At 74.2% G+C, this 18,211-nt stretch carries 16 protein-coding genes; 3 read left to right on the plus strand and 13 right to left on the minus strand.

The window, feature by feature from the left end:
- Positions 1–2 precede the first annotated feature (2 nt).
- From mug to QFZ75_RS33810, 8 genes are all read right to left on the minus strand, one after another.
- The gene (gene mug / locus QFZ75_RS33775) at positions 3–557 is read right to left on the minus strand and encodes a G/U mismatch-specific DNA glycosylase (RefSeq protein ID WP_307544966.1); all 555 of its coding nucleotides are present in this window, start codon (positions 555–557) and stop codon (positions 3–5) included.
- Positions 554–1,993, minus strand: coding sequence for an adenylosuccinate lyase (gene purB / locus QFZ75_RS33780; protein ID WP_307543023.1), 1,440 nt, complete (start codon positions 1,991–1,993; stop codon positions 554–556). Before purB ends, mug begins: the two co-directional genes overlap by 4 nt.
- A gap of 134 nt (positions 1,994–2,127) precedes the next feature.
- Positions 2,128–2,919 carry an SGNH/GDSL hydrolase family protein gene (locus tag QFZ75_RS33785; protein ID WP_307543025.1) on the minus strand — a complete coding sequence of 264 codons (792 nt, stop codon included), beginning with the start codon at positions 2,917–2,919 and terminating at the stop codon, positions 2,128–2,130.
- A 62-nt stretch (positions 2,920–2,981) separates the two neighbouring features.
- On the minus strand, positions 2,982–3,995 hold the full coding sequence (locus tag QFZ75_RS33790) for a hemolysin family protein (RefSeq protein WP_307543027.1): 1,014 nt from the start codon (positions 3,993–3,995) through the stop codon (positions 2,982–2,984).
- Positions 3,992–5,350 carry a hemolysin family protein gene (locus tag QFZ75_RS33795; RefSeq protein ID WP_307543029.1) on the minus strand — a complete coding sequence of 453 codons (1,359 nt, stop codon included), beginning with the start codon at positions 5,348–5,350 and terminating at the stop codon, positions 3,992–3,994. Before QFZ75_RS33795 ends, QFZ75_RS33790 begins: the two co-directional genes overlap by 4 nt.
- Before the next feature lie 181 nt (positions 5,351–5,531).
- Positions 5,532–5,957 carry a GNAT family N-acetyltransferase gene (locus QFZ75_RS33800; RefSeq protein ID WP_307543031.1) on the minus strand — a complete coding sequence of 142 codons (426 nt, stop codon included), beginning with the start codon at positions 5,955–5,957 and terminating at the stop codon, positions 5,532–5,534.
- 248 nt (positions 5,958–6,205) lie between these two features.
- Positions 6,206–8,776, minus strand: a complete 2,571-nt coding sequence (locus QFZ75_RS33805) for an ABC transporter permease (protein ID WP_307543033.1) — start codon at positions 8,774–8,776, stop codon at positions 6,206–6,208.
- 11 nt (positions 8,777–8,787) lie between these two features.
- Positions 8,788–9,654, minus strand: a complete 867-nt coding sequence (locus QFZ75_RS33810) for an ABC transporter ATP-binding protein (protein ID WP_307543035.1) — start codon at positions 9,652–9,654, stop codon at positions 8,788–8,790.
- Between the two features lie 265 nt (positions 9,655–9,919).
- Here QFZ75_RS33810 and QFZ75_RS33815 point away from each other — a divergent pair, with 265 nt between their 5' ends.
- Entirely contained in the window at positions 9,920–10,057 is a 138-nt protein-coding gene (locus QFZ75_RS33815) for a hypothetical protein (RefSeq protein WP_307543037.1), read from the plus strand.
- A 67-nt stretch (positions 10,058–10,124) separates the two neighbouring features.
- On the opposite strand, the gene QFZ75_RS33820 is transcribed toward QFZ75_RS33815, so the two are convergent.
- On the minus strand, positions 10,125–10,847 hold the full coding sequence (locus QFZ75_RS33820; protein ID WP_307543039.1) for a class I SAM-dependent methyltransferase: 723 nt from the start codon (positions 10,845–10,847) through the stop codon (positions 10,125–10,127).
- 227 nt (positions 10,848–11,074) lie between these two features.
- Between QFZ75_RS33820 and QFZ75_RS33825 the strand changes: the two genes are divergently transcribed.
- Complete coding sequence (locus QFZ75_RS33825; protein ID WP_307543041.1) at positions 11,075–13,339, plus strand: helix-turn-helix transcriptional regulator; 2,265 nt, start codon at positions 11,075–11,077, stop codon at positions 13,337–13,339.
- A 61-nt stretch (positions 13,340–13,400) separates the two neighbouring features.
- Here QFZ75_RS33825 and bioD read toward each other — a convergent pair whose 3' ends face one another.
- The 3 genes from bioD to bioB are packed head-to-tail and all read right to left on the minus strand — an operon-like array spanning position 13,401 to position 16,651.
- A complete protein-coding gene (gene bioD, locus QFZ75_RS33830; protein WP_307543043.1) occupies positions 13,401–14,120 on the minus strand; it encodes a dethiobiotin synthase in 720 nt (239 codons plus the stop codon).
- A 1-nt stretch (position 14,121) separates the two neighbouring features.
- Complete coding sequence (locus tag QFZ75_RS33835) at positions 14,122–15,441, minus strand: adenosylmethionine--8-amino-7-oxononanoate transaminase (RefSeq protein ID WP_307543044.1); 1,320 nt, start codon at positions 15,439–15,441, stop codon at positions 14,122–14,124.
- Complete coding sequence (gene bioB, locus QFZ75_RS33840; protein ID WP_307543046.1) at positions 15,434–16,651, minus strand: biotin synthase BioB; 1,218 nt, start codon at positions 16,649–16,651, stop codon at positions 15,434–15,436. The genes QFZ75_RS33835 and bioB overlap by 8 nt, the downstream gene beginning before the upstream one ends.
- A 210-nt stretch (positions 16,652–16,861) precedes the next feature.
- Between bioB and QFZ75_RS33845 the strand changes: the two genes are divergently transcribed.
- Positions 16,862–17,998 (plus strand): 8-amino-7-oxononanoate synthase, encoded by a 1,137-nt coding sequence (locus QFZ75_RS33845; protein WP_307543047.1) that lies wholly within the window; start codon positions 16,862–16,864, stop codon positions 17,996–17,998.
- On the opposite strand, the gene QFZ75_RS33850 is transcribed toward QFZ75_RS33845, so the two are convergent.
- Entirely contained in the window at positions 17,979–18,203 is a 225-nt protein-coding gene (locus tag QFZ75_RS33850) for a DUF397 domain-containing protein (RefSeq protein WP_307543049.1), read from the minus strand. The two genes, QFZ75_RS33845 and QFZ75_RS33850, sit on opposite strands and share 20 nt — an antisense overlap.
- Positions 18,204–18,211: the final 8 nt, after the last annotated feature.

Here is an 18,211-nt window from a genome sequence, read left to right on the forward strand (position 1 = left end):
GGTCAGTCCCGCGAGTCCCGCGCGGCCTCGCGCAGCCGCCCGAACTCCTCCGCCATCGTCGCCGCCGTCCAGTGCGCGTTCAGGCCGCTGGGGTTGGGCAGCACCCACACCCGCGTCGAGCCGAACGTCCGCTCCTGCGGGCCGATCATGGCCTTGCGGTCGTCGAAGGCCGCCCGGTAGGCGGTCACGCCCACCACCGCGAGCCACCGCGGCCGCAGCCGCTCCACCTTGGCGGCCAGCAGCCGGCCGCCCTCCCGGTACTCGTCCGCGCCGATCTCGTCGGCCCGGGCGCTGGCCCGCGCCACCACGTTGGTGATGCCGAGCCCGTACGAGAGCAGCTCGCCCTGCTCCGAGGGCTTCAGCTGCCGCGGGGTGAAGCCGGACAGGTGCAGGACCGGCCAGAAGCGGTTGCCGGGCCGGGCGAAGTGGTGGCCCGTCGCTGCCGTCATCAGGCCGGGGTTGATGCCGCAGAACAGCACCCGGAGACCGTCCGCGACGAGGTCCGGCACGAGCCGGTCGCGGGCGGCCTCCAGCTCGGCCTGCGTGAACCGCGTCAGAGGATCGCCCCCGGCGTGTAACCCGCGGCCTCCGGGTGCCGCTTCACGATCTCCTCGACACGGGCGACCACCACGGCCACCTGGTCGGCGGCGGCCCCGGTGAAGGACAGCTTGTCGGCCATCAGCGCGTCGAGCTGCGCGCGGTCGAGCGGGATACGCCCGTCCGCGGCGAGCTTGTCCAGCAGTTCGTTGCGCTCGGTGCCCTGCTCGCGCATGGCGAGGGCGGAGGCGACCGCGTTCTCCTTGATCGCCTCGTGCGCGACCTCGCGGCCGACACCCGCGCGCACCGCGCCCATCAGCACCTTGGTCGTCGCGAGGAACGGCAGGTAGCGGTCCAGCTCGCGGGCGACGACCGCCGGGAAGGCACCGAACTCGTCGAGGACGGTGAGGAAGGTCTCCAGCAGGCCGTCCAGCGCGAAGAACGCGTCGGGCAGCGCGACCCGGCGCACCACCGAGCAGGACACGTCGCCCTCGTTCCACTGGTCGCCCGCCAGCTCGCCGGTCATCGAGGCGTAGCCGCGCAGGATCACCATCAGGCCGTTGACGCGCTCGCAGGAGCGGGTGTTCATCTTGTGCGGCATGGCCGAGGAGCCGACCTGGCCGGGCTTGAAGCCCTCGGTCACCAGCTCGTGCCCGGCCATCAGCCGGATGGTCTTGGCGGTGGACGAGGGGGCGGCGGCCAGCTGGACCAGTGCGGTGACGACCTCGTAGTCCAGCGAGCGCGGATAGACCTGGCCCACCGACGTGAACGCCTGCGAGAAGCCGAGGTGCCCGGCGATCCGCCGCTCCAGGTCGGCGAGCTTCGACGCGTCGCCGCCCAGCAGGTCGAGCATGTCCTGGGCCGTGCCCACCGGACCCTTGATGCCGCGCAGCGGGTAGCGGGCGAGCAGTTCCTCGACCCGGCCGTGCGCGACGAGCAGCTCGTCGGCGGCGGTCGCGAACCGCTTGCCGAGGGTGGTCGCCTGCGCCGCCACGTTGTGCGAGCGGCCCGCCATGACCAGCTCGCCGTACTCGCCCGCGAGCTTCCCCAGGCGCGCGAGGACGGCGACCGTGCGGTCGCGCACCAGCTCCAGGGAGAGCCGGATCTGCAGCTGCTCCACGTTCTCGGTGAGGTCGCGCGACGTCATGCCCTTGTGGACGTGCTCGTGCCCGGCGAGGTCGTTGAACTCCTCGATCCGCGCCTTCACGTCGTGCCGCGTGACCTTCTCGCGCTCGGCGATCGAGGCCAGGTCGACCTGGTCGAGGACCCGCTCGTAGTCGGCGAGGGCGGCGTCCGGCACCTCGATCCCGAGGTCCTTCTGGGCCCGCAGCACGGCGAGCCACAGCCGGCGCTCCAGCTTCACCTTCTGCTCGGGGGACCACAGGGTGGCGAGCTCGGCCGAGGCGTAGCGGCCGGCGAGGACGTTCGGGATACGGGGCTTTGCGGGCGCAGTCACGTGGACGGATTCTACTGGCGGTTCCCGCAGACCGGTGCCACGGGCCCGTTCGTCGGAACCTACGAAGGAACGGCCGGGCCGGTACGCGCCCCGCTCCACGGACTCCGGGAAGCAGCCGCGCCCCGTCCGGCGGACTACCCCACGGACCCCTTGTACTCCTCGTACGGCAGCAGCTGGGGGCGCTTGGGCAGGAGGCCGTCGCCGGACGAGCGGCCGGTGAGCCGGCGGCCGATCCACGGCAGCAGGTACTGGCGGGCGAAGCGCGCGTCGGCGGTGCGGCGGGCGATCCAGCCGGGCAGCGCGGACGGCGGCATCGGGGCGTGCCACTCGGCGTCCTGCGCCGCGTTCCCGAGCGCCTGCCACACCGCCTCGGCGACCCGGCGGTGCCCCTCGGCCGTCAGGTGCAGCCGGTCCACGTCCCACATGCGGGGGTCGCTCAGGGACCGGGCTCCGTAGAGGTCGACCACGAGCGCGCCGTGCCGGGACGCGAGGTCGTCGATGCAGGCGAACAGCTCCTCCATACGCGGACGGAAGCGCTCCAGGACCGGACCCTGCCGGCCGGGGCTGCGCATCAGGACGAGCTGCTTGCAGGCCGGCGCCAGACGCTCCACGGCCTCCTCCAGGAGCCCGCGGACACGCACCATGTCGACCTTGGGCCGCAGGGTGTCGTTGAGCCCGCCGACCAGCGTGATCACGTCGGGCTGCATCGCCACCGCGACGTCCACCTGCTCGGCGACGATCTGTCCGATGAGCTTGCCGCGCACCGCGAGGTTGGCGTAGCGGAAGCCGGGCGTCTGCGCGGCCATCCGGGCCGCGAGGAGATCCGCCCAGCCCCGGTACGTCCCGTCGGGCAGGAGGTCCGACATGCCCTCGGTGAAGGAGTCGCCGACCGCGACAAGGCTGGTGAAGGTGGCATTCGTCTGCATGGCGTCAGAGATGATAGCGCGTGCACATACCCACCGGTCTGCCCCCGTGACCGGTGGGGCCGTCACACGGGCCGGCCGAACAGCTCCCTCAGGACGTCCTCCATCGTCACGAGCCCGGCCAGCCGCCCGTCCGCGCCGAGCACCGCCGCCAGGTGCGTACGGCTGCGCCGCATGGCGGTCAGGACGTCGTCGAGCGGCGTGCTCTCCCGGACGCGGGCGATGGACCGCATGTCCCGCAGCTGGAACGGCAGGTCGCGCGGCATCGCGTCCAGGGCGTCCTTGACGTGCAGATAGCCGACGATGCGCAGTCCGTCGTCCACGACGGGGACGCGGGAGAAGCCCGACTCGGCGGACAGCGCCTCCAGCTGCTCGGGAGTGACGCCCACGCGCGCGTGCACGACGCGTTCCAGCGGCAGCACCACGTCCCGCACGGGGCGGCGGCCCAGCTCCAGGGCGTCGTGCAGCCGCTCCTGCGCGCGGTCGTCGATGAGCCCCGCCTCGCCGGAGTCCTTCACGAGCCGGGCCAGCTCCGTGTCGGAGAAGGTCGCAGACACCTCGTCCCGCGCCTCGACGCGCAGCAGCTTCAGCAGCCCGTTGGCGAACGCGTTGACCGTGAAGATCACCGGCCGCAGCGCCCGCGACAGGGCGACCAGCGGCGGACCGAGCAGCAGGGCCGTGCGCACGGGCTCCGCGAGCGCGATGTTCTTCGGCACCATCTCGCCGAGCAGCATGTGCAGGTACGTGGCCGCGGCGAGCGCGATCACGAACGAGATCGCGTGCCCCGTGCCGGACGACAGCCCCACCGCGTGGAACACCGGTTCCAGCAGGTGCGCGATCGCGGGTTCGGCGACCACACCGAGGACCAGCGTGCACAGCGTGATGCCGAGCTGCGCGGCCGCCATCAGCGCGGACACGTGCTCCAGTCCCCACACCACACCGCGCGCCCGCCGGTCGCCGGCCTCCGCGTACGGTTCGATCTGGCTGCGGCGCACGGAGATCAGCGCGAACTCGGCCGCCACGAAGAACGCGTTCACGACCAGGGTCGCCAGACCGATCAGCAGCTGTACGGCGGTCATCGCCCCCGCCCCCCTTCGGATCCCGCTTCTTCCCCGGACACGCCGTCCTCGGCGCCCGGCGGACGCATCAGCACCCGGGCGGCCCGCCGTCCCGTGGCGTCCACCACGTCCAGCCGCCACCCGGCGACCTCGACCGTGTCCGCCTCGACGGGGATGCGCCCGAGCCGCGTCGCCACGAGGCCCGCGAGGGTCTCGTACGGCCCGTCGGGCGCCCGCAGCCCGACGAGGGCGAGCCGGTCGATGCGGACGGAGCCGTCGGCCGAGTACAGGGTGCGGCCCTCGTCGTCGGTGCCGGCCGGGGCCAGGTCGGGCGTCTCGTGCGGGTCGTGCTCGTCACGCACCTCGCCGACGACCTCCTCGACGATGTCCTCCAGCGTGGCGACCCCGGCGGTGCCGCCGTACTCGTCGATCACGACGGCCATCGTCCGCTTGCCGGACAGCCGGTCCAGCAGCCGGTCGACGGTCAGCGTCTCCGGCACGAGCAGGGGCTCCCGCATGATCTGCGACACGGTGGTACGGGCCCTGCGGTCGGCCGGTACGCCGACGACGTCCTTGATGTGCGCGACGCCGACGACCGAGTCGAGGTTGCCGCGGTGGACGGGGAACCGGGACAGACCCGTCGCCCGGGTCGCGTTCGCCACGTCCTCGCAGGTCGCCTGGACGTCCAGGGAGACGACCTGGACCCGCGGTGTCATGACGTTCTCGGCGGTGAGGTCGGCGAGGTTCAGCGTGCGCACGAACAGTTCGGCGGTGTCCGCCTCCAGGGCGCCGAGCTTCGCGGAGTGCCGGGCCAGGGCGACGAGCTCCTGCGGGCCGCGCGCGGAGGCCAGCTCCTCGGCGGGCTCGATCCCGAAGCGGCGTACCACCCGGTTGGCGGTGTTGTTGAGGTGGGAGATGAACGGCCGGAACGTCGCGCTGAACCAGCGCTGCGGCGTCGCCACCCGCTTGGCCACGGCGAGCGGCGAGGAGATCGCCCAGTTCTTGGGCACCAGCTCGCCGACGACCATCAGGAAGACCGTCGACAGGGCCGTACCGATCACCAGGGAGACCGACGAGGTCGCGGAGTCCGGCAGCCCGGCCGCCTCCAGGGGACCGGCGATGAGTGCGGCGACGGACGGTTCGGCGAGCATGCCGACCACCAGATTGGTGACGGTGATGCCGAGCTGGGCGCCGGAGAGCTGGAAGGTGAGGTTCCGTACGGCTCTGAGGGCGCCCGCCGCGCCGACCTCGCCGCGCTCGACGGCCCGTTCCAGCTGGCTGCGCTCGACCGTGGTCAGCGAGAACTCGGCCGCGACGAAGGCGCCGCAGGCCAGCGAGAGCAGCACCGCCAGGGCGAGGAGGAGCACTTCGGTCATCGGGTCACCTCCGTTCCATGGTCGGGCAGGTACAGGGGATACGCGCGGCGTCGACGCGGCGGGACGCCGGGCCGGCGCGTGCCGGGGCTGTCGGAGGGCTCGTCCATGGGCGGACGCTCACACCTTTCCAGGGGACGTGTCGCCCCTTGCGGTCGACGGACCGGTGACGGCCCGGCTGAGGTCACTCGGCCAGCGGCTTGGTCCAGCGCCGCCAGTGCTCCTCCGGCGCGTACCCCGCCGCGCGCCAGGCATGGTGGGCCGTTTCGTTGCGGCGCAGCACCATCGCGTCGCCGCGGCGCCCGCCGAGCCGGACGAACCGTTCCTCGGCCGCCGCCAGGAGCGCCGCGCCGATGCCCTGCCGGCGCCGCGCCGGAGCCACCGCGAGCCGGTACAGGTGGCAGCGCCAGCCGTCGAAGCCGGCGACGACCGTGCCGACCAGCTCGCCGTCCCGCTCGGCCAGGAGCAGGGCCTCGGGGTCGCGGCCGACCAGCCGTTCCACGCCGTCCCGGTCGTCGCTGATGCTGGTGCCCTCGGCGGCGGTGCGCCAGAAGGCGAGGACGGCGTCGAGGTCGCCGGGCGCGGCGGCCCGTATCCGGAGATCAGTCATGCCCGGATCCCATCACGGCCACCGCCCGTGGACACCGGATTCCATCATCCGGACGGACACCACTCCAGGACGGACGTCACTCCCGGACAGGCGTCACCCACCCGGACAGACGTCACCCCCCGGGCCCACGTCCCCCGGACAGGCGTCACCCGGGCCCGCGCCAGGCGGACCCGAGGCCCGTCCAGCGGCCCGGTTCCGGGTGGGGTACGGACGCGCGGGCCCGCGCGTCCGTACCCCACCCGGCCAGGTCACTCGTGTGCGATGGCCGCGAGCACGTTCATGCGCGACGCGCGCAGGGCCGGCAGCAGCGCGGCCGCGATGCCTACGACCGCCGATCCCACGACGACCGCGACGAGCGTGGTCCACGGGATCGCGAACGCCGTCATGCCCTGCAGGGCGAGGACCTGCTGCACGCACACGCCCCACACGAGCCCCAGCGCCAGCCCGAGGACCGCGCCGAACACGGCGATCACCACCGACTCCAGTCTGATCATCCGCCGCAGCTGCCGCCGGGCGAGCCCGATCGCGCGCAGCAGCCCGATCTCGCGGGTGCGCTCCACGACCGACAGGGCGAGCGTGTTGACCACGCCGAGGACGGCGATGACGATGGCGAGCCCCAGCAGGGCGTACACCAGGTAGAGCAGCACGGCGATCTGGTCGTGGATCAGCTTCTTGTAGTCGGCCAGGTCGCGCACCTGCACCTGCGGATACGGGTCGAGCGTCCTGCCGAGGTTCGAGCGCAGGTCGGCGTCGGAGGTGCCCGGCGCCGCGTTCACGTACAGCGTGGAGTCCTGGCCGCCGGGCACGTACTTCTCGACGGTCGCGAGGCCGAGGAACAGTCCGCCCTGTGTCCCGAAGCCCTCGGCGGAGTCCTGGTCGGTCAGCGCGGCGACCTTCAGCCCGGCCCTGCGTCCGGCAGGGAACTCGACGGGGACCGTGCTGCCGAGGCGCACGTCGTGGTCCGCGGCGAAACCGGCGTCCATGGCGATGTTCCCGTCCCCGAGCGCGGCGGCCGTGTCCCCCTCGGCGTAGGTGATGCGGGCGACGTCGTCGAGGTCCGGGCCGTAGCCCGAGGCGGTCGTCTCGACCCGGTCGCCGTCCGGCAGCCGGACGGCGACCGGCGCGAACCGCTGCCGCACGACGAGTCCCGCGCCGTCCGTGCCCTGCACCTTCTCGGTGATCTCCTGCGGGAACGGCATGAAGTTGGCGTTCTGCACCACGAAGTCGGCGCCCAGTGTCCTGTCGATCTGCTGGTCGAAGGACTTGGTCATGGACGCGCTCGCCACGGACATCCCGCCGACCAGGGCGATCCCCACCATCAGCGCCGCCGCGGTGGCGCCCGTGCGGCGCGGGTTGCGCAGCGCGTTGCGCTGGCTCATCCGGCCGACCGACCCGAACACGGCGGGGAAGAACCCGCCGAGGACCCGGATCACCGGACGGACCAGCAGCGGCCCCGCGATCACCGTCGCGAGGAGGGTGAGGACCACACCGAGACCGAGAAGGGAGGAGGCGGACGAGGTCCGGGTCGCCGTCGCGCAGCCCACGAGCGCGGCGGTGCCCAGGGCGCCGACCACCGAGCCCACGACGGCCCGGGTCCGCAACGGCCGCCCCACACCGGCGATCTCGGCGTCCGCCAGCGCGGCCATCGGCGACACCGTGGCGGCCCGGCGGGCCGGAAGGTACGCCGCGACGAAGGTGACGCCCACGCCGACGACGTACGACGCGACGGGCGTCCCCCACCCGATGACCATTTCGGTGCTCTTCAGGTTCATGCCGAACACACCCATGAGCTCGATGAGCCCGACCGCGAGCCCCGCGCCCGCGGCCAGGCCGAGCGTCGAGCCCACCAGGCCCAGCAGGACCGCCTCGGTGAGCACGGAGCGGCGCACCTGCCTGCGGTCGGCGCCGAGCGCGCGCAGCAGTCCCAGCTCGCGTGTCCGCTGGGCGATCAGCATCGAGAAGGTGTTGACGATCAGGAAGACTCCGACGAGCACCGCGATCCCGGCGAAGCCGAGCATCACGTACTTGATGACGTCGAGGAACCCGCCGAGCTGGGACGCGGCCGTCTCGGCCTGCTCGTCGGCCGTCTCCAGCTCGTACCTGTCCGCGCCGACCTCGGCGGCGATGCGCTGCTTGAGCTGTTCGTCGCTCACGCCCTCGGCGGCGTCCACCTGGATGCTGGTGGCCACCCCCGGCCGGCCCAGCAGCTTGTCCGGCGCGACGGCCGGGTCGAGGAAGACGAGCGCGGCGCCTGGATTGGTGGTCCGGAAGGTCGCGATGCCGACGACCTCCACCTCGAACGACCCGGGCTGCGCGATCACGGTCAGCGGGTCGCCGATGTCCACGTGCTTCTTGTCGGCGGTGTCCGCGTCGAGGAGCGCCTCGCCGGGACCGTGCGGGGCGTGCCCCGAGGTCAGCCGCACGGGGCTGCGGTCGGTGACGAACCAGTCGCCCGCCACGGTGGGGGCGCCCGTGGTCGGGCCCACCGACTCGTTGTCCCGGTCGACGACGGTGACGTTCTCGACGGACACGTCCGGCCGCGAGAGGGCGACCCCGTCGATCCTGCCGATGCGCTCCACGAGGCTCGTGGGCACCGTTTCGACGGCGCCGGAGGGGATGTCCCCCTCCAGGTCGTCGTCCTTGGGGCCCAGGGTCACGTCGGCCGACGTGGACGCGAAGAGGCGGTCGAACGTACGGCTGACGGTGTCCGAGAAGATCAGGCTGCCCGCGACGAACGCCACGGACAGGACGACGGCCAGCGCCGAGAGCAGCAGCCGGCCCTTGTGGGCGAGGAAACTCCGGAGTGTCGCCTTCAGCACGACTGTCTGCCTCAGTCCCGGTCGGGGGCGGTGTCCTTGTCGAGGACGCTCTTGTGGTCGGGTGCGCTCTCCTGGTCCGAGGACGCGTCCTCCTCGAACGTCCCGCGGATGGTGTCGAACCTCTTCATGCGCTCCAGCACCGCCTCGGCGGTGGGCCGGGCCATCTCGTCCACGATCCGCCCGTCCCCGAGGAAGAGGACCAGGTCGGCGTGGGCCGCCGCGCCCGGATCGTGGGTGACCATGACGACGGTCTGCCCCAGCTCGTCGACGGCGTCCCGCAGGAAGCCGAGGACCTCCAGGCCCGCGCGCGAGTCGAGGTTGCCGGTCGGCTCGTCCGCGAAGATCAGCTCGGGACGCGAGGCGAGTGCCCGGGCACAGGCCACCCGCTGCTGCTGACCGCCGGAGAGCTGCGCGGGCCGGTGCTTGAGGCGGTCGCGCAGACCGAGCTGGTCGACGACCTGGTCCAGCCACTTCTCGTCGGGCTTCTTTCCCGCGATGTCCATGGGCAGCGTGATGTTCTCCGCCGCGTTCAGGGTCGGGATCAGGTTGAACGACTGGAACATGAAACCGATCCGGTCCCGTCGCAGCCGGGTCAGCTCGCGCTCCTTCAGCCCGGTGATCTCGGTGTCGCCCAGCCACACCTGTCCGGCCGAGACGTTGTCGAGCCCCGCCAGGCAGTGCATCAGGGTGGACTTCCCGGAACCGGAGGGGCCCATGACCGCCGTGAAGCGGCCGCGCGCGATGTCCACGTCGACCGAGTCGAGGGCGATCACGGCCGTCTCACCCGATCCGTACGCCTTCGTCAGTCCCCGGGCGCGGGCCGCCACCTCTTCGGCGTCCGTGCGCCCGAGGGCGTGCTCCGCAGCTGCTGTGGGCAAGGCCGCCTCCCCTGGGTCGGACTTCGGTGTCCGCGGGCGAGCCTAGTGTGACCCGGGGCACGTCCGGTATCCCCCCGAAGTCCCGGGTGCCCTCCGCCACAGGTCGGTTATCTCGGGGTCCATGTAAGGGGCACCCTTAAGGGAGTGCGCCGACGGCACCCGGGGCGCCGGCCGAGGAGAGGGCGCGCCCGCACGACCGCGCCGCCGCGCTGCTCCAGGTCCTGCTGCACGTCCCGGCGCCGGGACGCTGAAACGCTCGAACGCGATGGACGCGATGGACGCGATGGACGCCACGGACGCGATGGACGCCACGGACGCGATGGACGCCACGTACGCGACGTACGCCATGGCCGTCGCGCGCGAGCTGCGCCGGTGCACCTGGTGCACCCGGTGGACCGGGTGAGGCGCTGAGGCCCCGCGGCGCGCCGGGGGCGCCGGGGGGCGCCGTCGCAGACGCCGAGGACGCGGCCTCAGGAGGCCGCCGGGCGGCGGGCCGTGCCCAGCACGCAGTACGAACTCGGCGTCCTCGGCCCCTTGTCGGGCACCAGCAGCCGCCGGTGGGGCCCGAGCTCGTACCCCGCGTCCCGGATCGCGCCGACCGGGTCCCGGCTCACATGGCAGCCGCCGAACAGCGCCGGCCACACCGTGCGGTCCAGGACGCGCTGGCCGGCCGCCATCGCACGGCCACCGCCCCGGCCGTGTTCGAAGAAGCGCAGCTCACCGCCCGGGCGCAGGACGCGACGGATCTCGGCGAGGGCCCGCGGCAGGTCCCGTACGCTGCACAGCACCAGGGACACGACGGCCGCGTCGAACGCCTCGCTCTTGACCGGCAGGGCCTCCGCGACCCCCGGCACCACGTCGACCGGCACCTCGGAGCGCAGGGCCGCGGTCACGGCCAACTGCCGCAGCCGGCGCTCCGGTTCGATCGCGACGACCTCCGAGACCGTGCCCGGACAGTGCGCGAAGTTCAGCCCGTTGCCCGCGCCGATCTCGATGACCCGGCCGCAGAGCCCGGCGAGCAGCTCGTCGCGGTGGACGCCGATCGCCGGCTCGGCCGCCACACTGAGCCGGGCGTAGAACCGGGCGAACAGCGGATGGTGCACCGCGGTTGGGGACAGCGCGCCGGCCTGGGCGCTCCGGGCGCTCCCGGCGTTCCTGCCGCTTCCTGCGCTCCTGGAACCGAGCGGTCGCATGCGGTCTCCCCTCGGGGCGTGGACCTACCGCGATTGTCCCCCGGCAGCGCCCCGTTCACCCGTCCGCGGCCCCGCGGGTCCCGTCACGCGGATTTCGGCGGGATCTACGCGCGCCACATCGGTGCGACCGCCGGTCTTTACGCGCCACTTGACCCGCCAGTAACGTGAAGGACGTGGTGACTCCGGTGAACCCCCCACCTCTGTCGCACCCTTCGCCACCGCCCTTGATGAACGCTTCGGGACCACCGGACGACGCGCCGCACGCGTACGCGCGAACGCCGTTGTCCGAGGGCGTCCGGGTACGGGTGCTGTGTGCCGTGCACGGCGATCCGCTCGCCGCGGCGGAACTCGCCGCTGTCCTCGGCGAACGTCAGCGCACCGGCCTCGAACCGCTGCCCGCCGACCCCGTCGCCGCGGTCCCCGGCCTCCTGCGCTCGCTGCGCCCCGCGTTCCGCCCGCTCGCGCCGGACACCCGCCGCCTGCTGCTGATCGCCGCCGCCGACCAGCACCCGTTCGCCGCGCACGCCTACGGGCGGGCCGTGGCCGCGCTCCGGCTGGACGCCCGCTCCCTCGACGACGCGGAGGCGGCCGGGCTGGCGCGTACGACGTCCGCGGGCGTCGTGTTCCGGGACCCCTGGACGCGTGTCGCCGCCTACGAGACCGCGTCCGCCGCGGACCGGCGCGCGGCGCACCGCCTGCTGGCCCGGGTCCTGCGCGGCGAGGGCGAGGCGCCCCGCAGGTCCTGGCACCGGGCCGCCGCCGCGCTCGGCCCCAGCCGGCGCCTCGCCGCCGAACTGCGCGTCACGGCGCACGAGGCGCGCGCCGCCGGGGAACACGCGCTGGCCTGCGCGCTCCTCGAACGGGCCGCCGCGCTGACCCCCGACCCGCGCGAACGCCCGCGTCTGCTGGCCCGCGCCGCCGCCGACGCGTGGCGCTCCGGCGACGGCGACCGGGCCCGTCGGCTGGCCGCCCACGCCGACCGGGACGTCGAAGGGCTCGGCGGACTGCTCGCTCTACGCGCGGGGAACGCCACGGAGGCGTTCGACGCGCTGCTCACAGGAGCGGTACGCAGTGCCGGGCGCGGCGCGGAACCCGGCGCGGAGCACGCGGTGCGGCATGACGCCGAGCACGCCGTGCGGCGCGACGTGGCGGGACGGCCGGCCGCCGCGGGCGTCCGGACGGCCGGGCCCGACACCGCCACGCACCTGGTGGCACGTGCCACCGAAGCCGCGCTCTACACCGGTGACCTGCGCCGCTGCCGCGAGGCTGCGGCCGTCGCCGCCCGGTTCGGCATCGCGCAGCCGGGCACCCTCGGGGGACTGGTCGCGGCCTCCGAGGGACGGTACGAGGACGCCCGCGACCTGCTGCGGACGGCGGCCGACCGCCGTGGACCGGGCGCCGGCCCCACCGTACTGATCCACTCCTGCATCGCCGCGCTGCTGCTGGGCGACCACACCCGCGCCGCGGCGGCGGCCGTCCGGGCAGCCGCCGCGGCACGGGCCGCGAACGAGCCCGCGGCCGTGCCGCAGGCCATGGAGTTCGGGGCGTACGCCGAGTTCTGGACCGGGCGCCCCCGGTCCGCCGGAGCCGCCGCACTGGAGGCCCTGCGACAGGCGTACGCCACCGGACAGGACAACGGCGCCTGCCATCTGCAGGCCGCCCTCGCCGTGTTCGCGGCCGTCACCGGCGACCAGGAGCTCTGCCGGGCGCGCGCCGCGCTGGCCCGCACGCAGGCCCTGGAGCGCGGCCTCGGGCTGCCGGCCGCCCTCGCCCTGTGGGCGCTCGCCTTCCTCGACCTCAGCACGGGGCGTTACGCGGCCTCCGCGTCCCGGCTGCGCGCCCTCGCCGGATTCGGCCCCGGGCACGGCCACCGGGTCATCCGCCACTGCGCCATCCCGCACTACGTGGAGGCCGCCGTCCGCACCGGCGACACCCGGGTCGCACGCAGCGCCCACGCCGACTACGAGCGCTGGGCGAGCGTGGTGCGCAGCGCGGACGACCTCGCGCTGAGCGCGCGGTGCCGGGCCCTGCTGGCCACCGGGCACGAGGCCGCCGACCACTACCGGACGGCCCTCGACCTCCACGCGGGCGGCACCCGTGACTTCGAGCGCGCCCGTACGGAGCTGCTGTTCGGCGGCGCGCTGCGGCGGCTGCGCAGGCGGACGGAGGCGCGCGACCGGCTGCACAGCGCCCTGGAGGCCTTCGAGCACTTCGGGTCGCCGCACTGCGCGGCCGAGGCCCGGGCGGAACTGCGGGCGCTGGGCGAGCCGGTCCGGTCCTCGGCCGGTGCGCCCGGCACGGCCGGGACGCTGACCTCGCAGCAGCTCACGGTGGCGCGGATGGCTGCCGAGGGGGCGACCAACCGGGAGATCGCGTCGCGGCTGCTGCTCAGCCCGCGCACCATCGACCATCACCTGCGGGGTGTGTTCAACCGGCTCGGGATACGGTCGCGGATCGAGTTGGTGCGGTTGCTGGCCGCGGCGGAGGACTGAGTGGGCCGGGGCCGTCCGTCGGCGGGGCGGTGGGGGCTTGTCGCGCAGTTTCCCGCGTCCCTCAGGGGGCCTGTCGCTCAGCCGTGAACGCCTTCGCGTCCCAGGTTCCCCCGAGGCGCGGGGCGAGCCAACCGGTGGCCGCGTACCGGAAATCGGCGGGCCGCAGGGCGCCCGCACCCTCGGGGAGCGCGCCCAGGAGCGGTGCGTCCGCCACCGCCGGGAGATCCGCCAGGTTGCAGCGTGCCGCCAGGTCCGGTCCGTCCGGCCAGCTGCCGATGACGACGCCGAGCAGGTCCAGCCGCCGCAGGCGCAGCTCGCGGGCGGTCAGTTCCGTGGTGTTGAGCGTGCCCAGGCCGGCGGAGGCGACCAGGAGCACCGGTGCGTCCAGGAGACGGGCGGCGTCCGCGAGGGTGTCGCCCTCGTCGGTGAAGCGTACGAGCAGGCCGCCCGCGCCCTCCACCAGGACGAGGTCGTGACCGGCGGCCAGCTCGGCCGCCGCCTTCGCCACCTCCTCGGGCCGCACCGGCGCGAGTCCGGACCGCCGGGCCGCCGTGGCCGGGGCCAACGGCTCGGGATAGCGGGCGAGTTCGACGGCCGTGACCGCTCCCGCGAGCCGCGCCACCTCGTCGGCGTCCCCGCGCTCCCCGGGCAGCAGACCCGTCTGCGCGGGCTTGAGCACGGCCACCGACCGCCCGGCCGCGGCGGCCGCCGCGGCCACCGCGGCCGTCGCGACGGTCTTGCCGACCTCCGTGCCCGTCCCCGTGATCACCAGTACCGTCATGTCAGCCCTCCCGGGCGGCCGCGCACACGGCCGCCGTGATCCGCGCCAGGTCGGCGTCCCCGGTGACGTACGGCGGCATCGTGTACACGAGGTCCCGGAACGGCCGCAGCCACACGCCCTCGCGCACCGCCGCCCCGGTCGCCGCCGCCATGTCGATCCCGTGGTCCAGCTGCACCACCCCGATGGCCCCGAGGACGCGTACGTCCCGGACACCGGGCAGTTCCGCCGCCGGCGCCAGGCCGTCCCGCAGCCCCGCCTCGATGCGCTTGACCTCGGTCCGCCAGTCCTGGCCGAGCAGGAGGTCGATCGAGGCGCAGGCCACGGCGGCGGCGAGCGGGTTGCCCATGAAGGTCGGGCCGTGGGCGAGGACCGGCACCTCGCCCCGTGAGATGCCCTCCGCGACCCGTGAAGTGCACAGCGTCGCCGCCATCGTCAGATATCCGCCGGTCAGGGCCTTGCCCACGCACATCACGTCCGGCGTCACCCCCGCGTGCTCCGCCGCGAACAACGTCCCGGTCCGCCCGAAGCCCGTCGCGATCTCGTCGAACACGAGCAGCACGTCATGGGCGTCGCACGCCTCGCGCAACACCCGCAGATACGCGGGGGAGTGGAACCGCATCCCGCCGGCGCCCTGCACCACCGGCTCCACGATCACCGCGGCCAGCTCGTCCGCGTGCCGCCCGATCAGCGCCCGCAGACGGTCGGCGTACGACTCCTCGTACGCGGCCGGGGGCGCGTCGGCGAAGACCTGGCGCTGGAGCACGCCCTGCCACAGCTCGTGCATCCCGCCCTCGGGATCGCACACCGACATCGGCTGCCAGGTGTCGCCGTGGTAGCCGCCGCGCCAGGTCAGCAGGCGCTGCTTGCCGGGGCGGCCGAGCGAACGCCAGTGCTGGAGGCACATCTTGACCGCGACCTCGACGGACACCGACCCGGAGTCGGCCAGGAAGACGTGCTCCAGACCTTCGGGCGACATGTCGACAAGGCGTTTCGCCAGGCGTACGGCCGGCTCGTGCGTGAGCCCGCCGAACATCACGTGGCTCATCCGGCCGAGCTGGTCGCGGGCCGCCTCATTGAGCGCCGGGTGGTTGTAGCCGTGGATCGCCGACCACCACGACGACATGCCGTCGATCAGCTCGCCGCCCCCGCCGGCCAGCCGCAGCCGCACCCCGCTCGCCGACTCCACGACCAGCGGCTCCCGGCGGCCGGGCATGGGCCCGTACGGATGCCAGACGTGCCGCCGGTCGAGGTCGAGCAGCTCGCGCACGGCGGAGTCGGGCAGCTCGCGCACGGCGGGGTCGGGCGGGAGCAGGTCAGGCATTGGGCGCGAGGTCCGTTCCGGCGCCCCGGCGGCGTACCGTGACCAGGTCCGTACGCGCTTCGGAGGCCCGCGCGGCCTCCCGCACCGGCTCCTGCGGAACCTTCTCCTCGGCGTCCGGGCCGCAGGGCCCGCAGCCGCCGCCCTCGTGCGAGCCGCATCCGGCCGGGCCGGCGTGCGAGCCGCACCCCGCCTCCCCGTGCGCGGGCACCCGGTGCTCCGGGAGCGTCACCTCGCCCGTGCCCTCCACCTCGAACCCGGCGTCCGCGATCATGTCCAGGTCCGCCCTGCCCGCCTGGCCCTCGCTGGTGAGGTAGTCACCGAGGAAGATCGAGTTGGCGAGGTGCAGGGCGAGGGGCTGCATCGTCCGCAGATGGACCTCTCGCCCGCCCGCGATCCGCACCTCGGCGTCCGGGCAGACGAACCGGACCATCGCGAGGATGCGCAGACACCGCTGCGGGGTGAGGTTCCACTCCTTGGCGAGCGGGGTGCCCTCGAACGGGATCAGGAAGTTGACCGGGACCGAGTCCGGGTCGAGTGCCCGCAGGGCGTACACGACGTCGACGAGGTCCTCGTCGCTCTCGCCCATGCCGGCGATCAGACCGGAACAGGCGGACAGACCCGCCGCGTGCGCCTTCTGCACGGTGTCCACCCGGTCGGCGTACGTGTGGGTGGTGGTGATGTCCCCGTACGTCCCTTCGGACGTGTTGAGGTTGTGGTTGTAGGCGTCCGCGCCGGCCTCGCGCAGCCGCTCGGCCTGGCCGTCCGACAGGAGCCCGAGGCAGGCGCAGACCTCGACCCCCTCGTTCCGGTCCTTGATCGCCTTGATGGTGTCCGAGACCCGGTCGACGTCACGGTCGGTGGGACCGCGTCCGCTCGCCACCAGGCAGACCCGCTTGGCGCCGCCCGCCAGCCCCGCCGCCGCGGCCTCGGAGGCCTGGTCGGGCTTCAGCCACGTGTACTTGAGGATCCCGGCCTTCGAGCCGAGTCGCTGCGAGCAGTAGGAGCAGTCCTCGGGACACAGGCCCGACTTCAGGTTGACGAGGTAGTTGAGCTTCACCCGTCGGCCGAACCACTGCCGCCGTACCTTGCCGGCCGCGGCCACCACATCGAGGAGTTCGTCGTCGGAGGTGGCCAGCACGGCCAGTGCCTCGTCACGGGTCGGCAGCTCGCGCCGAAGCCCCTTGTCCACCAGCGTGTTCAGCAGGTCCATGAGGCCCGATCCTGACGCATCCGACCGCACCGGGCCAAGGAGGGACCGGACAACACGGAGCGTTCCACGTGTGGGTATTGCCACACCATGGGCGGCTGGTGGTCCCGCTAGGGTCTGTGCGTTGCCTACAAAAGGCGGTGGGAGCGGCCGGGCGGAGCACCACGCGCCGGGACCCCACGCCACCCGCATCCCCTGGCCCGGAGGACACCCATGCCCGGATCGCCGTTCGAGTGGATCGACGAGCAGGCGCGGGCGCGCCGGCGGGCCGGACTCGTCCGCACCCTGCGGCCCCGCCCCGCGGACTGCGCGCTCCTCGATCTCGCCGGGAACGACTACCTGGGGCTGGCCCGGCACCCCGAGGTCACCGGGGCGGCCGCGGAGGCCGCCCGCAGGTGGGGCGGCGGCGCCACCGGCTCCCGGCTCGTCAGCGGCTCCACGGAACTGCACGCGGACCTCGAACGCGAACTCGCCGCGTTCTGCGGTTTCGAGTCCGCCCTCGTCTTCTCCTCGGGCTACGCGGCCAACCTGGCCGCCGTCACCGCGCTCGCGCCGCACGGCTCCCTCATCGTGTCCGACGCGGGCAACCACGCCTCGCTGATCGACGGCTGCCGGCTGGCCCGGGGCACCACCCAGGTCGTCGCCCACGCCGACCCCGAGGCCGTCCGCAAGGCGCTGGGCACGCGCACGGGGCCCGCGATCGCCGTCTCCGACACGGTGTTCTCGGTGGACGGCGACGCGGCCCCGCTGACGGAACTCGCCGCCGCCTGCCGGGAGTCCGGCGCGGCCCTGGTCGTCGACGACGCGCACGGTCTGGGCGTCCTCGGCGACGGCGGGCGGGGCGCCGCGTGGGCGGCGGGGCTCGCGGGCGCGCCGGACGTCGTCACCACCGTCACGCTGTCGAAGTCGCTCGGCAGCCAGGGCGGCGCCGTCCTGGGACCGGCCCGCGTCATCGACCACCTGGTCAACGCGGCCCGCACGTTCATCTTCGACACCGGTCTGGCCCCCGCGGCGGCGGGCGCGGCCCTGGCGGCCCTGCGCCTGCTGCGCCGGGAACCCGAACGGGCCACGCGCGCGCGTGCGGTGGCGACGGCCCTGTACGAGCGGCTGACGGCCGCGGGTCTGGAGGCCGTGCGTCCGGACGCCGCGGTCGTCTCCGTGCGCGCCCCCTCACCGGAGCGGGCGCTGCGCTGGGCGGCGGACTGCCGGGCGGCGGGTCTGGCCGTCGGCTGCTTCCGTCCTCCGTCGGTGCCGGACGGTGTCTCACGGCTGCGGCTCACGGCCCGCGCGGACCTCACCGGGGCGCAGATCGAGCGGGCCGTGGGCGTGGTCATCGCAACGCGCGGATGAAGCCCTCCCAGGCCGCGGGGGCGAAGAGCAGGGCGGGGCCCGACGTGTTCTTGGAGTCGCGCACCGCGATCAGGCCGGCGCACGGGCCGGAGCCCGGACGGGCCGTCTCGACGCAGTTGTTCATTCCCGTGCTGCGGCTGCTGCGCTGCCACCGCACCCCCGGTAAGCGGGTGCTGGACGGCAGGTACCGAGGCATGGCGGGCATGGGGGCCT

Source organism: Streptomyces sp. V3I8 (assembly GCF_030817535.1).
GTDB lineage: Bacteria > Actinomycetota > Actinomycetes > Streptomycetales > Streptomycetaceae > Streptomyces.